Origin of the sequence: Belliella baltica DSM 15883, assembly GCF_000265405.1 — a bacterium.
Taxonomy (GTDB): Bacteria; Bacteroidota; Bacteroidia; order Cytophagales; family Cyclobacteriaceae; genus Belliella; species Belliella baltica.
Genome location: NC_018010.1, coordinates 3764421 through 3779779 on the forward strand (window position 1 = coordinate 3764421; position 15359 = coordinate 3779779).

Sequence of the window (15359 nt, forward strand, 5' to 3'; positions counted from 1 at the left end):
ATTATGTCAGAGACTACAAATAACATGGTGGAAATTCCTAGTCAGGAATTAAAAGAAAAAGTAATCACAGCCATTAAACAAGTGTATGATCCTGAAATCCCAGTGGACGTATATGAGCTAGGATTGATTTATGAAATAAGCGTTTATCCAGTCAATAATGTATATGTATTAATGACGCTCACTTCACCAAACTGTCCATCAGCAGAATTTATCCCAAGTGAAATAAAAGATAAAATTCAACAAATCCAGGGAATCAATCATGTTGAATTGGAGTTGACATTTGACCCACCTTATTCGCAAGATATGATGTCTGATGCAGCAAAACTTGAATTAGGATTTCTTTAAAATTTAAAAACTAATAATATGTATCCAGAGGATTTAATAGCACCAATGCGTGCAGAATTGACTGATGTAGGTTTTCAGGAATTTAGAACAGATGAAGATGTTACAAACCATCTTAAAGATCATAAAGGAACCACTTTCGTCGTAGTAAACTCAGTTTGTGGATGTGCAGCAGGCGCTGCTAGACCAGGCGTAAGATATGCACTAGATAAAAGTAGCGTAAAGCCAACAAATCTAGCTACTGTTTTTGCTGGAAATGACGTATCGGCGGTCAATAAAATCAGAGAAGCAGTGCTGCCCTACCCTCCATCTTCTCCTGCTATGGCATTGTTCAAAGATGGAGAATTAGTTCACTTTATCGAAAGACATCACATCGAAGGTAGAAATGCTCAGATGATCGGTGATCATCTTGTTGAAGTTTTTGAGCACTTCTGCAAATAAAAAATTGCCCTTCGGGGCTTTTTTTTTGCTAAAAAAATATAGCACCTTTGCAAAGATTAAACAAAATATTATTTTGTTTTATTCCAAATTCAACTTCACTATTACTTCCAGCTCTAAGAATTTTAAGTTAAATAAAATTCAATTTGAATGAATCTTCCATATTTGATTCATATTAAATGAATTATTGATATTTTACCACTGATACGAATTTTCATGTAAATAACATCCGTTTTTCTTAACTTAAGGCTTTGAAAAGAGTTAAATGATCAAGAAATATAAAAACAATAAATAATAATAACTAAATATGTCAGATACAGCCAAGTTATCATACGGAGGAAAAGAATACGAACTCCCAGTAATTGAAGGTACAGAGAATGAAAAAGCTATTGATGTTGCAAAATTAAGAGCTCAAACTGGCTTGATCACTATAGATCCAGGGTTTAAAAATACAGGTTCCACTTCAAGTGCAATTACTTATCTAGATGGTGAAAATGGTATTTTGAAATACAGAGGATATGGTATTGAGGAGCTTGCTGAAAAATCTTCATTTTTAGAGGTTGCCTATTTATTGATTTATGGTGACTTGCCTAGCCAAAAGGAATACGAGTTTTTCACAAGAGAAATCACTACCCACACATTGGTTCATGAAGATATCAAAAAAATCCTTGATGGATTCCCATCTAATTCTCATCCAATGGGGGTCTTATCATCCCTGATTTGCTCTCTTACTGCTTTCTACCCAGAATCATTAGATCCTACAAGAAATGAAAAAGACGTAAATCTTAGTATAGTGAGACTTTTGGCTAAAATCCCAACATTTGCTGCTTGGGCTTTCAAAAACAAAGTAGGTCATCCAGTCAACTATCCTGACAACAGTCTTGATTACTGCTCAAATTTCTTAAAAATGATGTTTGCGCTACCAGCTGAGAAATATGATGTAGATCCTGTTGTAGCTAAAGCATTAGATCAATTGTTAATTCTTCATGCAGATCACGAGCAAAACTGCTCTACTTCTACCGTAAGAATGGTTGGCTCGTCTCAAGCAAGCATCTACGCATCCATCTCTGCTGGTATCAATGCACTTTGGGGCCCACTTCATGGAGGTGCAAACCAAGCTGTAATCGAGATGTTAGAAGCAATCAAAACTGATGGTGGCGACACTAAAAAATTTATTGACAAAGCAAAAGATAAAAATGATTCTTTCAGATTAATGGGCTTTGGACATAGAGTTTACAAAAACTTCGATCCAAGAGCAAAAATAATCAAGAAAGCTGCTGATGATGTTTTGGCTAAGTTAGGAGTTAATGATCCAATTTTAGGCATTGCAAAAGAACTTGAAGAAGCTGCTTTGAATGATCAGTATTTCATTGAAAGAAATCTCTACCCAAATGTGGATTTTTATTCTGGAATCATTTACAGAGCCTTAGGAATTCCAACTGATATGTTTACCGTAATGTTTGCTATCGGAAGACTTCCAGGCTGGATTGCTCAATGGAAAGAAATGAGAGAAAACAATGAACCAATTGGAAGACCTCGTCAAGTCTATACAGGGGCAACTGACAGATCTTATGTTTCTATGAATAAAAGAGGTTAAGAAATAGTAACCTATAAAATAAATTAAAAGACCTGAGGATTATTCAACCTCAGGTCTTTTTTAAATTTCAATTAATATGATTGCATCAAATTTAGATGAAGCTTTGGCTCTCACGAAGAAATTTACAAGTAAGCCATCAAATGAAGAACTTTTGAAACTTTATGGCCTATACAAACAAGCCACAGAAGGTGATAACAAGGGGGATACTCCTGGTGGATTTGATTTCATCGCTGCAGCAAAACATAATGCCTGGCTTAATAACATAGGAAAAAGTAAAGAAGAAGCGCAAGAACAATACATTTCTTTTGTTAATAGCATTTCTTCAAAATACATTTGATTAGTCAACAAAATATTTCTTTAGTAAAAAAGATAATTCTTTAAGAATATTCTAAAAACTTTGAGGAATATATTGGTAATCCAAATAATTAATTTTACATTTGCAACCGAATTAAAATTATAACATTTTTCTAACCGTGGGTTTCCTTACTGTCGCTTACTTTGGGATGCTTCTAGGAAATCATGGTTCAGAAGAGTAAGGAAACATTTCATGGAACAAGAATTAACATTCTCTGACCTTGGGATTTCATCAGAAATCCTAAAGGCTGTAGAAGATATGGGCTATACCCAACCTTCTACAATTCAATCACAATCTATACCTCTTTTGCTTGATGGCAGAGATGTCATCGGACAAGCTCAAACCGGAACTGGTAAGACTGCGTCTTTTGGTATTCCAATCATCGATCAAGTTGATCCAACGATCAACAAGCCACAAGCTTTGATCCTATGCCCTACAAGAGAACTTGCTGTACAGGTAGAAGGCGAAATCGTCAAACTATCTAAGTATAAAAGAGGAATCAGCAGCACATGTATCTATGGTGGTGAGTCTATTGATAGACAAATCAAAAGTTTAAAAAGAGGCGTACAGATTGTAGTGGGCACACCAGGTCGTATTATGGACCACATGCAAAGGAGAACTCTTAATCTAAGTCAAATTAGCATCATTGTTTTGGATGAGGCTGACGAGATGTTGGATATGGGATTCAGAGATGATATTGAGACCATTTTGAGCTCAATGCCAGAAGAGAGGCAAACGGTATTTTTCTCAGCAACCATGCCAAAACCAATTCTAGACTTGACAAGGAAATACCAAAACAATCCTGAGATTGTGAAAGTATTGAGAAAGGAATTAACTGTAGAGAATATTTCCCAAGCTTATTATGAAGTAAGACCAAGCTTAAGAATTGAGTTGATGGTTAGACTGATGGAACTGAATCAATTTAAGCTGAGTGTTGTATTTTGTAATACAAAAAGATCTACAGATGAAGTAACCGAGTCCTTGATTTCTAAAGGAATTATGGCGGAGGCCTTGCATGGTGATCTTTCTCAAGCGCAAAGAACCAAAGTAATGAATAAGTTCAGAAAAGGAACTTGCTCAGTATTGGTAGCTACAGATGTGGCAGCTAGAGGTATAGATGTGGATGATGTGGAAGCAGTATTCAATTATGATTTGCCATTAGACGAAGAAAACTACGTTCACAGAATCGGTAGAACAGGTAGAGCTGGTAAATCAGGTATGGCTTTGAGTTTTGTAACTGGAAGAAAAGATACTTATAGATTGAGAGATCTTGAGAAATTTATCAAGACTACAATCCATAAAATGGATCCCCCTTCAGTAACTGATTTGGTGGAGTTGAAAAAAGCTTCATTGGTGAAGGATGTAAATGCATCTATCAACAAAGTAGAAGACAATCAGCTTTTTGAAGAAACTATCGGAATGATGCTTGCTGAAGGTTTGACAATAGAGCAAGTTGCATTAGGTTTGATCAAAATGCAAATGGGAGAGACTGTCAAGGAAATGGAAGATCAAAACTTCGGCCTAGATTTAGGTGGAGGAAGAGATAGAGACCGTGGAGATAGAGGTTCTAGAAGAGGAGAAAGAGACTTTGGAGGAAGAGGAAGAAGCGAAAGAGGAGACAGATTCTCTGGCAGAGACCGTTCTGAAAGAGGTGGAGATAGATTCGATCGTTCTGAAAGAGCACCAAGGAGAGAAAGAACTTCTTCAAGAGAAAAGGGCGTAAGAGAACCAGGAATGGCTCGCCTTTTTATTAATGTTGGTGCAAAAGATAGAATTCGTCCAAATGATATCGTTGGAGCTATCGCTGGTGAAACTGGCGTACCAGGAAAAAGCATTGGAGGAATTGATATATTTGACAACTTCTCTTTTGTGGATGTCCCTCAAAAAGATGCTGATCATGTAATCAACGTGATGAGAGACAACACGATAAAAGGTAAAGTTGTAAATATTGAAATTTCAAAAGGTTAATAGCTACAATCAAAAATAAACAAAAGCGTATCCTCTTCGGGATACGCTTTTTTTTGTTCTTATGAGTAAAATCATAATAGATATTTATTTCCAAATGTGTTCATATCAAAAGCATTACTTATTTTAGCTAACAGTTAAAAATTTCAAGCCCATGCAACTATTTTTCCATGAACATACAAGTGATGATCAATTCACACTCGATTCAGAAGAATCAAAACACCTGATTAAAGTCCTGAGAAAAACTCAGGGAGATCGTGTTAAATTCACCAATGGAAAAGGATGTCTTTTTCATTGTGTCATCCTCGATAGCAACCCTAAAAGTGCTAAAATTAAAATTGAAGAAAGAGAATTTCTTCCAGAAGATGACTATTACATACACCTTGCGATTTCTCCAACTAAAAATTCTGAAAGAATGGAATGGATGGTGGAAAAATTGACAGAAATTGGTGTTCATGAAATCACCTTCATGGAATCTAAATATTCAGAAAGAAGTCACCTCAAACTAGAAAGACTAGAAAAAAAGATAATTGCTGCTTGTAAACAAAGTCTAAAGACACGTGTTCCTAAACTGAACCCTGTAAGACCAATGAATGAGCTCGTTCAAGACAGCAAATTCAATACCTATCAGAGATTCATCGCCTATGTTGACAAAGAAAATGATCGTCATTTATTCGATAAAGTCAAGCCTGATAATGCATACCTGATTTTAATAGGGCCTGAAGGAGACTTTTCTCAACAGGAACTTCAGTTAGCTTTTGGCAATCATTTCTTACCTTGTTCTTTAGGAAAAAGCAGACTAAGATCTGAAACAGCAGGTGTAGCAGCAGTACATACCATTCAACTTAAAAATAATTTAAAAGAACTATGAAAAAGACAATTCTATATTTATTTGCACTAGTGACATTTTTTGCTTGCCAAACAAACTCTCAGACGGAAGAAAAAAGCACAGCCGTTGGTCATGAAGGCTGGTTAGAAGGGACTTCCGAAGAAAAGTTCGAAGAAGTAGCACATCAATTAGGTGGTTTTAGTAGAACTATGGTGGAGGTTTCATACAGATATTCAGAACTATATTGGTCTGGGATGGACGAGAATTGGGGATATGCTGAGCATCAAGTAGAGCACATCATTGAAGCAATGGAGGATGGATTAAAAAGAAGACCTGAAAGAGCTGAGTCTGCAGAGAGTTTTATGAAAGAATCTATTCCAGCAATTGAAGCACTCATCAAAAAAGAAGATAAAGAAGAATTTCTTAAGGGTTTTAGGGCACTCACATCTGGCTGTAATGCCTGTCATGCCAAAGAAGGAGAATCCTATATCATGATAGCGGAGCCAGAAATCAGAACATCTCCAGTAAGGTTTTAACCCACGACAAATTATTTTAAAAAAAATGGTTTTGCCCAAGGAAAACAGGATAGCTAACACTAAAAAAGGCTTAACTTTCATTCTAAAGACGGATGAAGATGACGAGAGGCCTGTTTTTATCGCAGGCAATTTTAATCATTGGCTTACTCAAGATAAGCAATTTCAAATGACAAAACTGGAAGTTGGCAAATACAGCTTTCAGTTTCCCGAAAATTTTAAATTTCCGATTCCTTTAGAATACAAATTTACAAAAGGTGATTGGTCAGAGGTAGAGATTGACCGATATGGGAATAAAACACCAAATCGAGTCCTTACAGAATCTAAAGTTTTTCGAGAGGAATATGTACCAAGATGGAGGAAAAATTGGCTTCCATTTCAAAAAGAACATTTACCAAAAATTCATTTGATCTCAGAGGAGTTTGAAATTCCCCAACTGAACAAAACTAGAAAAATCTGGGCTCTCCTCCCCCACGACTACGAAACTTCCAACGAAAACTACCCTGTACTCTACCTTCAAGATGCACAAAATCTTTTCAATGAAAATGCAGCATACGATAACTGGCAAATTGACAAAAAGCTCGCTGTCATGTCATATTATGGTATTGGGAAAATTATTGTCATCGCTGTCGAACATGCAGAAAAAGAGCGAATTATTGAATACAACGTTGGTAATACTTTGCTCGGAAAAGGTCAAGGAAAAAAGTACATCAGATTTATCACAGATACCTTAAAACCATTTGTCGATAAGAACTTCAGAACTAAACCACTACGAGAATTTACCGGAATCGGTGGAAGTTCTATGGGGGGATTGGTAAGTATTTTCAGCGGAATGATGTACCCGGAAGTTTATGGGAAATTAATGATTTTCTCCCCTTCATTATGGGTCTTACCGAAAATTAAGTTAGCCTTTTTAGATTTATTTGACCCAGCTGACACAAAAATATATTTATATGCTGGTGGAGATGAAAGTGAAACCATGATCAAGCATGTGAAGAAGTTTAAGAAAAAACTTCTCAAAAATGAAGCTCTCAGAGAAAAAATGAAAATTAAACTTTCTATCAATGAAGAAGGCAAGCACAATGAAAGCTATTGGAGTGATGAATTCCCAAAAGCAATAGAATGGTTGTTTTTTAGCAATAAAGAAGAGGATAAGTAGATTATCAAAAAATATCAGTATAGAATTAGAGCAAAACATTTCAACTAATTTTATTAATTCAAGTTAAGATTGTTAGTTAGCCTGCATGCTTTAATAATTTTAAAGAAATTCAATTTTAGCAATTCGACATCAATAATATGAAAATCAAAATCAAATCAGCTTCTTCTGAACTTGGAAAGCTAGTCATTATCCCATTTTTTGAGAAGAGTTCTGGTATAGTATTGCCACTTAACTCTCTAGAAACAACGATATCCAAAAATGTATTTTCTGGAAAAAAAGACAGCCTGTTTATACTTGAAAAATCAAATACAATCTATATTCTTTTAGGTGTAGGTTCTGAACCAACCTACAATTCAATTCTAACTGCTTTTAGAAGAATCACTGCAAAACATGCGGATTTGATTGAGAATGAAATTGATTTATATTTTACAGCTGATTTTACTGCAACACAGCAACAAGCTGCATTGAATGGTTTGATGTTAGGCTCCTATCGATTGAGTCATTTTAAAAAATCAGAGACATCATCAAAGGACTGGGATTCTATCCAATTAGGAATTCTATCCAATGAAAAGACTATTGAAAAGCTTTCTGAGGATATTATTAAAATCTCTGAAGCCCAATTGGAGTGCATGAAACTGGTTGATTTACCTCCCAATACTGCTACTCCATCCTATTTGAGTGATTGGACAAAGGAAGCATCTGAAAAATATGGTTTTGGATTAGAAGTCTTAGGTAGAGAAGCTGCCGCAAAAATAGGATTGAAAGCTTTTTTGGCAGTGAGTCAAGGAAGTGATATTGACAGAGCTCCTCAATTTATCATTGCGGAATACAGAGTTGAAAATCCCAAAAAACACCTTGGATTAGTTGGCAAAGGAGTCACATTTGATACCGGTGGATTGAATATCAAAACTGCAGGAATGGTACACATGAAATGCGATATGGGAGGAGCTGCAACAGTTCTGGGAGCTCTGCAAGCTATCGCAGATTTGAAGTTGCCTTATGATGTGACTGCGATTGTGCCTTGCGTGGAAAATGCTGTTGATAGCCTTTCATTTCTCCCTTCTGACGTGATCGGAAGCTATAGTGGCAAAACCATAGAAATCATCGATACAGATGCAGAAGGTAGACTAATCCTCGCAGATGGACTCTCCTATTTAGTCAAAAACTACAAAAATGATCACGTTCTTGACTTTGCTACCTTGACAGGAAGTGCCGTGGGAACATTTGGTTATAATTGTGCAGCTTTATTTACAAATGACAAAGTACTTTCAGAGAATCTACAAAATGCAGGAGATCAAATCAGTGAAAGAATGTGGCCACTCCCCCTTTGGGACAGTTACAAATCTGAGATGGATAGTGAAATTGCAGACATCAAAAATTACAATGGCAAACCTGTAGCAGGTGCGATTACCGCTGCTAAATTTTTGGAAGCTTTTACAGAAAACCATCCTTCTTGGGCACATCTTGACATCGCTGGTACTGCTTTTGGAGATTCTGAATTTGCAAAAACCAAACATGCTACTGCTTATGGTGTCCATTTAATTGTTAAATTGTTGCAAAACTTATAACCTATGAACACCGATACCAAAACTTTTATCTGCATTTCTAACTTTTTCAAAGGTGGAGATTTTATGAAGCAACTGAACATTTTAGGAAACAAAGTCTATTTGATTACTTCTGAAAAACTCAAAGAAAAACCTTGGCCACACGAGCATTTGGAGGAAGTTTTTTATATGTCAGGACAGGATTTGGATTGGAATCTAGAGCATTTGCTCCTCGGGGTTGCTGATTTGATGAAAGCTAACAAAATTGAATCCATCATTGCCTTGGATGATTATGATGTGGAGAAAGCAACCTTTCTCAGGGAAAACCTAAGAATTCCAGGTATGGGTCAAACAACCGGTCGATATTTTAGAGATAAGCTCGCCATGAGAATGAGAGCAAAAGATGCTGGCGTTCTTGTTCCAGCGTTCTCAGCACTTTTCAATGACGAAGAAATCAATCACTTTGCAGATACAGTTGCTGCACCTTGGGTTTTAAAACCAAGATCCGAAGCCTCAGCAAATGGTATCATCAAAGTTCATGACAAGGAAAATCTTTGGAAACATGTCCATGAATTGGGTGAAAATAGAATTCGATACCTTGTGGAGCAATTCAAACCTGGAGACGTTTATCATGCTGATGGATTAAACCTGGAGGGAAAAACACTTTCTTGCACAGTTTCAAAATATTTGGCCACCCCAATGGAAATTTCCCAAGGAGGAGGAATTTTCAGAAGTGCCAACATCGAGTACAATTCTGATGATGACAAAGCCATCCAAAAAGCCAACGTACAAGTCATGAAGGCTTTTGGAATGAAAAGTGGAGCTACTCATACAGAATTCATAAAAAACAGAGAAGATGGGGAAATCTATTTTTTAGAAACATCCAGTAGAGTTGGCGGTGCACATCTAGCTGAAATGGTGGAAGGAGCTACGGGGATTAATTTATGGGCAGAATGGGCGAAAATAGAAAATGCGCTTGCTCGTGGACAGGAATATCAACTTCCAAAAAAACGAAAAGAATATGCTGGAATTGTTTTGACACTTTCCAAGTTTGAAAAGCCAGATTTATCATCATTTGATGATGCTGAAGTGTGTTTTAGGGTTCCCTTAGACTATCATGCTGGCTTGATCATCCGATCAAAAAAACATGCAAAGGTGAGAGAACTGCTAGATAATTATGCTGAGAGATTAACAAAAGACTTTTCAACCACCGCTGATCCTGAGCAACTCAAAAAATTTCATTAGTGAGTGAAATACCAAACGGCATTTCACTCACTTTTTAATTCATTCAGCAGAAATTACCAAGAACTCCTTACTTTGGGTGACAGTTTTGACAGCAAACCCTTGACTCTTCATATCAGATAGATTTTTATCTAGACTGTTTATATTAGAGATTTCAATCCCAATTCTCTTTGATTGATCTTCAGAGGCCGCCACGAAAATATTATTCTCTAGATTTTCATTTAATGTTTTCGCCAACTGATCCAAAGTAAATCCGATATATTTTCCTTTTCCATTTTTGATATCAGAATAAGACATCACTCCAGCATCCATGCTTTCTATCTTAGTCTTCATGATAGATTCATCTGAGATGCTTATTTCATAAAGTTCTAAATCATAGGTACTTTTGGTTGATTTCAATTTCAATTCTTTGAAAATTAAAGCAGCTACTTCTTCTCTCACTTCATCCAAAGGAACTGAACTTTTCAAATCCAATCTATATTTCCGTTTATCCCCTTCTTCAAACTCCAGGTATGGAGTATCCAATAGAACAGCCATCACCTCTTCAAAAGATCCTGATTTTTGAATTAATTGTGGACCCCAAGCAGAGCCTTTTGTTTCGAAAGCAGTTAGAAACTTTTCTCTATGCAATTCTAACTCAAATCTGTCATTCTTCTCAAGAATAACCGCTTCTTGTCTTGGTCCTTCTGTTTTTAGCGTTTCATATTTGATTACAAATGATGCTATCGAAAGCAACATTAAAACTCCGAGTAATACTACTTTTATCTTTTTCATGCTATTTTTTGTTTATTTTTTGAAATCAGTCATTTTCTTCCAGTGTAAAGATATCTTCTACAGATACTTCAAAGTTTTGAGCAATTTTTAAAGCAAGTACCGTTGATGGAACATATTTTCCTGCTTCAATCGAATTGATCGTTTGCCTACTCACCCCAATCCGATCAGCCAAATCTTGCTGAGTCATATCCTTTTTGGCGCGCTCTACCTTGAGACTATTCTTCATTGTTTTTGAAATAAAGTTGATAGTAGAAAACAAAAAGGTAAATCCCAATAAAGATAATCCCGACCAAAACAGCCGGTATGGGCAAATTCACAAGACCCTCAGCTCTCCATTCATCAAATAAAGAAAATCCTAAGATGAATAGAACTTGTATAAACACGGCAGTTTGAAGAGACTTCAACCGAACAGATTGAATCATTTCATCTTCAATTTTTTCTTTTGCTGATGCGATGATGAATAAGCCAAAAAATGCTAAACTCATCAGCAGCAGGAAATAGTAATAGCCAAATATCAAATGACCAAAGACCGAGAAAAGAAATATAGAAAATCCAATAGATTTGAAATAGCTAGGTAATAAATAGTTGGGGATCACAAGTCAAATTTATTTTACCAAATGTAAAACAAACTTTACATAATATCAAATAGACTTGCTATATTTTTCTTTTATGAAAAACTACCCAAAGCCAATAGCTCAAAATATTACTTATATAATCACTAATTATTCGACTATAAATTTTATAATTCTAAGATCAATCAAACGTTTTTTTGATTAATCATCAACAAAAACACCAAATTTCTTAACTTCGAATCAAACCTAGTTTAAACCATGAATTCATCACTTAAAATAGCAATCATTGGCTGCGGCAACTTGGGAACATCCATTGCAAATGGATTACTTGAGCAAGCAGATTTTTCAGCTCAAAACTTACACCTGACGAAGAGAAACCCAGCTAATCTCTTATATCTTCAAGATAAAGGTGTTCGTGTTCACTCAGATAATGTGTTGGCAACAAAAGAGTCTGACATCATCATCCTTGGAGTAAAACCTTATAATGTTGCTGCTATTTTAAAAGAAATCAAACCTGCTTTAGACCCCAAAAAACATACAATTATCTCCTTGGCAACTGGAGTGACTTTGGACGAAATGTATGAAGTGGTTTCTTCAGATATGGTGGTGTACCGCGCTATGCCTAACATTGCAGCTGACATCCAAGAATCTATCACTTGTATATGTGGGAGAAATAATATCCTTGAATCAGATGAATTGGTGAAGCAACTTTTCAATCATATTGGTTTTTCTATTACTATTGATGAGTCCTTGATGGAAGCAGCTACTGTGCTTGGTGCATGCGGAATCGCATATGTTTTGAGGTTTATGCGAGCGATGATTCAGGGAGGCATTCAGATTGGGTTTGATGCAAAGACAGCTTCCCAGATTGTAAACCAAACCGTCAAAGGAGCCGCAGAATTGATGATCCAAAAAAACATGCATCCAGAAGAAGCAATTGACAAGGTTACGACACCAAAAGGATGTACCATTGTCGGACTCAATGAAATGGAACATCAAGGCTTCTCTTCTGCCATGGTGAGAGGCGTCTTAGCTTCTTATGAAAAGATCGCCAAGGATTAATCAAAATTATATTTGATCAATCCATTACCTTCCACAAATCCCAATATAGGGGCAATAAGCACATTTCTTTAGGTCATCGGTCTGATTGAATGCAACTTCAGGATCATAAAGTTCTTCTAACAAACCTCGCAAACCTGCTTCATATTCCTGTTGATAATCTTTGTAATCGTTGACCTCAACGCCTGCTTTCCGAGACTCTTTTTCCTGTAGGTAAGGATTGAAATCGTCTTTAAAAATTTCCTTGAAATTGAAAATCGCAGGTTTTAGTGGAAGTGAATTTTCCGGATGCATGGCCTGAAAAAGCAAGCCATAATACATCGTTTGCATGGCAGCTTTATTTCTTTTAGAATCTTCCCTATCAAATAAACTTGCTGTACTAGGAAAATCCTTTTTATCCGCTCCTGATTTATAATCAATCAATCGGATCGACCCATTTTGTTCATCTACCCTATCTATCAATCCTCTCAAAGAAATTGAACGAGGCCCTTGGACAGTATTGATTTTAAATTGGGCTTGATGGGCCTTTTCCATAGAGAGAATTTTAATTGGAGCAGAATCTTCATCAATTTCCAAAAGTCTAAAAATATACTTCTGCAAAACATCTTTCACGATAGCCATCTGACCACTCAACTTGGTCTCGGCATTTTCTTCAAGATGGTAGAATTTTCTAATTCCCAGTTCGATGGCTGGAAAAACCCACTTTTCTTTCAATGATTTGAAATCATCCTTCTCCAGTGTATCTCTTCCACTTCTTTCTTGAAAACCTTTATAAAGAAATTCCATGCTGTAATGGGCAAGATTTCCAAAAACAGCGGCATCAATTTCCTCTTTGACTTCATCTTCCTCCTGTATATTTGCAATATACTGCAGATAAAACTTTAACCTACAATCCAAATAAACGCTCAGCGCTGAAGGTGAAAAAGCCGTGATCGATTTACCGTTTTCTTGAACTACATATCGCTCTAAGATTTGTGTTATTTCTGGCTCTTTTTCAATATTAATTTCTCCAGTATTTTTTAAATCAATAGGAACATAGATCACTTCTTCCTCGTGTGACAAACCCATTTCCACCATCATTTGCTGAATATAGCGACTCTTTTCACCCGCTTTTCCCTGGTCTGAAGCTGTCGTATAGATCATGTGGACTTCCTCAGCACTATGTAGCAGACGGTAAAAGGTATAGGCATAAATCGCATCATTTTGCTCTTGAACTGGCAGCCCAAAAGCTCTTCTAATATTGAAGGGAATCATGGAATTTAAGCCCGCTGAAGGTGGAAAACTGTCTTCATTCATATTGCAAATAATGACCCGCTTAAAATCCAAATTCCTAGATTCCAAAACCCCCATGATTTGTAAACCTTGTAGTGGTTCACCTTCAAATGGCAACTTCACTTCTCTAAAAATCTGTCTGAATAGTCGGATAAAAAACTCGATATCAACCTTTGTAGCTTGTTCTTGCTCGAATATCGCCTGCAATCTATTCAACTGTTTGAAACATTGATAGAGATAGGATTTTTGAAGCGGTTCTTCCTCCAATCTGTTTGCCAATTCTTCCATTAATGTAGAGACATATCCAAAAAGCTTTTCAGAACTGAGTTTCTGAAAGATTATTTTAAAGAAGTCCCCTCCTTGATGAAGTTCTTCTTGGGAAATATAAATCTGATTTTTTTCCTGCATTTCTATAAAAAGATACTTCGTATGCGCTTGATTGGCAGATTTCAAATAGATGGATGAAAGCAGATCTTTGACCGCTTTGTGGTAGAATAAGACTTTTCCCTCTTCTACCTTGACATAGCGTTGCATCTCCAATACTGCCTCCAAAAAAGCATAGACAGGAGCATTTTTGACAGGGTAACCCATTGTCACATTGACCTTGTCAATATGGGAAGGTAGCGTATGTAAAATCGGGAATAGCATCTGCTCATCAGGAAGAATGATAACGGTTTCTTCCCAAGCTTTATCATCTTCTATATCTCCTAGTATCGATCCAACCAAATTGGCTTGATTGGTTTTTAGGGGTGTAGCATAGGTTTGAATTTTTGCTTTTCTAGTTTGGATATATTCTGGAACAATCTCTGGAAAAGTCGGTCCAAATACTTTATCTCTCTGATATTCTCTAAAAAACAGACCTGCTTCTTGGTTTTTGTCATTCAGATAATAAGCATCAATATCCCAATAAATCTTAGCCTCAAATTCTGTAATGAAAAATTTGATTAATTTCTCTTCTGTGGCAGTAAAGGCATTGAACCCGATAAAAATAAATTGCTTTTCAGGTTTTTGTATTGTGTTTAAATTTTCCACTACTTTTCGATACAGCATTCCCGAATATGCCAATCCTGAAACTTCCAAAGAAGCTCTGAAAGATGCATACAATGGACCGAGCATTTTCCAGAATTTCAAAAATTTCTCTTGATGGCTTTTGTCTTGATGTTGGAAAGAACTCCAAAACTGCTTGATCAAATCAATTTGACTTTCACTCAAGAAACTCAGATCAGATTCTAAATCTTTGATTTCAGAGAGGTGATGATACAGCTTTGAGGCATTAGCTATAAACTGATCCAAATCATTGAAATCTTTCAGGATCATCTCACCCCAAAAAAAGAATTTATCAAATGGCTCTGGCTCGGGATGAATGCCTTGATAGACTTTGTATAATTCAAAAATTAAAGTCAAATCATCAGCAGGTCTTTGTGCTGCATATTGATAAAATATATCTTCAATCGTCTTGATTTCGGGAAGCCATATAGGATCACTAATTAATGTCCCAAGATGCTGCGTAAAGAAAAGTCCTGCTCGTCTGTTCGGAAGAATGATGCAGAGATCTTGTAGATTCTGATGATTGGACAAAATGCTTTGCGCTGTATTTTTTAAAAAACTGTTCATGGAAGAGATGTTAATAAACAAAAAAACGTTAAAAACTTAAGGAATAAAAGTAATTGACATTACT

The 15359-nt window shown here is 36.2% G+C and carries 15 protein-coding genes; 11 read left to right on the plus strand and 4 right to left on the minus strand.

The genetic code is table 11. The features are described from left to right. Window positions 1-3: 3 nt before the first annotated feature. From BELBA_RS17080 to BELBA_RS17125, 10 genes are all read left to right on the plus strand, one after another. Complete coding sequence (locus BELBA_RS17080) at window positions 4-345, plus strand: DUF59 domain-containing protein (protein ID WP_014773925.1); 342 nt, start codon at window positions 4-6, stop codon at window positions 343-345. An 18-nt stretch (window positions 346-363) separates the two neighbouring features. Beyond that, window positions 364-783 (plus strand): BrxA/BrxB family bacilliredoxin, encoded by a 420-nt coding sequence (locus BELBA_RS17085; protein ID WP_014773926.1) that lies wholly within the window; start codon window positions 364-366, stop codon window positions 781-783. Between the two features lie 304 nt (window positions 784-1087). Then, on the plus strand, window positions 1088-2377 hold the full coding sequence (locus tag BELBA_RS17090) for a citrate synthase (RefSeq protein WP_014773927.1): 1290 nt from the start codon (window positions 1088-1090) through the stop codon (window positions 2375-2377). A 76-nt stretch (window positions 2378-2453) separates the two neighbouring features. Next, on the plus strand, window positions 2454-2714 hold the full coding sequence (locus BELBA_RS17095; protein ID WP_014773928.1) for an acyl-CoA-binding protein: 261 nt from the start codon (window positions 2454-2456) through the stop codon (window positions 2712-2714). A 210-nt stretch (window positions 2715-2924) separates the two neighbouring features. Continuing rightward, window positions 2925-4700, plus strand: a complete 1776-nt coding sequence (locus BELBA_RS17100) for a DEAD/DEAH box helicase (protein ID WP_014773929.1) — start codon at window positions 2925-2927, stop codon at window positions 4698-4700. Window positions 4701-4851: 151 nt separating this feature from the next. Further along, the gene (locus tag BELBA_RS17105) at window positions 4852-5568 is read left to right on the plus strand and encodes a 16S rRNA (uracil(1498)-N(3))-methyltransferase (protein WP_014773930.1); all 717 of its coding nucleotides are present in this window, start codon (window positions 4852-4854) and stop codon (window positions 5566-5568) included. After that, complete coding sequence (locus tag BELBA_RS17110) at window positions 5565-6062, plus strand: hypothetical protein (protein ID WP_014773931.1); 498 nt, start codon at window positions 5565-5567, stop codon at window positions 6060-6062. The genes BELBA_RS17105 and BELBA_RS17110 overlap by 4 nt, the downstream gene beginning before the upstream one ends. A gap of 25 nt (window positions 6063-6087) precedes the next feature. Further along, window positions 6088-7218 carry an alpha/beta hydrolase gene (locus BELBA_RS17115; RefSeq protein ID WP_014773932.1) on the plus strand — a complete coding sequence of 377 codons (1131 nt, stop codon included), beginning with the start codon at window positions 6088-6090 and terminating at the stop codon, window positions 7216-7218. 137 nt (window positions 7219-7355) lie between these two features. Beyond that, window positions 7356-8786: a leucyl aminopeptidase family protein gene (locus BELBA_RS17120; protein ID WP_014773933.1), complete on the plus strand. Its 1431-nt coding sequence runs from the start codon at window positions 7356-7358 to the stop codon at window positions 8784-8786. 3 nt (window positions 8787-8789) lie between these two features. Continuing rightward, a complete protein-coding gene (locus BELBA_RS17125) occupies window positions 8790-10007 on the plus strand; it encodes an ATP-grasp domain-containing protein (RefSeq protein ID WP_014773934.1) in 1218 nt (405 codons plus the stop codon). 39 nt (window positions 10008-10046) lie between these two features. Here BELBA_RS17125 and BELBA_RS17130 read toward each other — a convergent pair whose 3' ends face one another. From BELBA_RS17130 to BELBA_RS17140, 3 genes are read right to left on the minus strand one after another with little or no spacing between them, the layout of a single operon-like run. Continuing rightward, the gene (locus BELBA_RS17130) at window positions 10047-10778 is read right to left on the minus strand and encodes a hypothetical protein (protein WP_014773935.1); all 732 of its coding nucleotides are present in this window, start codon (window positions 10776-10778) and stop codon (window positions 10047-10049) included. Window positions 10779-10803: 25 nt separating this feature from the next. After that, the gene (locus BELBA_RS17135; RefSeq protein ID WP_014773936.1) at window positions 10804-11004 is read right to left on the minus strand and encodes a helix-turn-helix transcriptional regulator; all 201 of its coding nucleotides are present in this window, start codon (window positions 11002-11004) and stop codon (window positions 10804-10806) included. Continuing rightward, a complete protein-coding gene (locus BELBA_RS17140) occupies window positions 10994-11374 on the minus strand; it encodes a hypothetical protein (RefSeq protein WP_014773937.1) in 381 nt (126 codons plus the stop codon). Before BELBA_RS17140 ends, BELBA_RS17135 begins: the two co-directional genes overlap by 11 nt. Window positions 11375-11608: 234 nt before the next feature. On the opposite strand from BELBA_RS17140, the gene proC reads away from it, so the two are divergent. After that, window positions 11609-12412 (plus strand): pyrroline-5-carboxylate reductase, encoded by an 804-nt coding sequence (gene proC, locus BELBA_RS17145; protein WP_014773938.1) that lies wholly within the window; start codon window positions 11609-11611, stop codon window positions 12410-12412. Between the two features lie 24 nt (window positions 12413-12436). On the opposite strand, the gene BELBA_RS17150 is transcribed toward proC, so the two are convergent. Then, window positions 12437-15295, minus strand: a complete 2859-nt coding sequence (locus BELBA_RS17150) for a PD-(D/E)XK nuclease family protein (RefSeq protein ID WP_014773939.1) — start codon at window positions 15293-15295, stop codon at window positions 12437-12439. Between the last annotated feature and the right edge of the window lie 64 nt (window positions 15296-15359).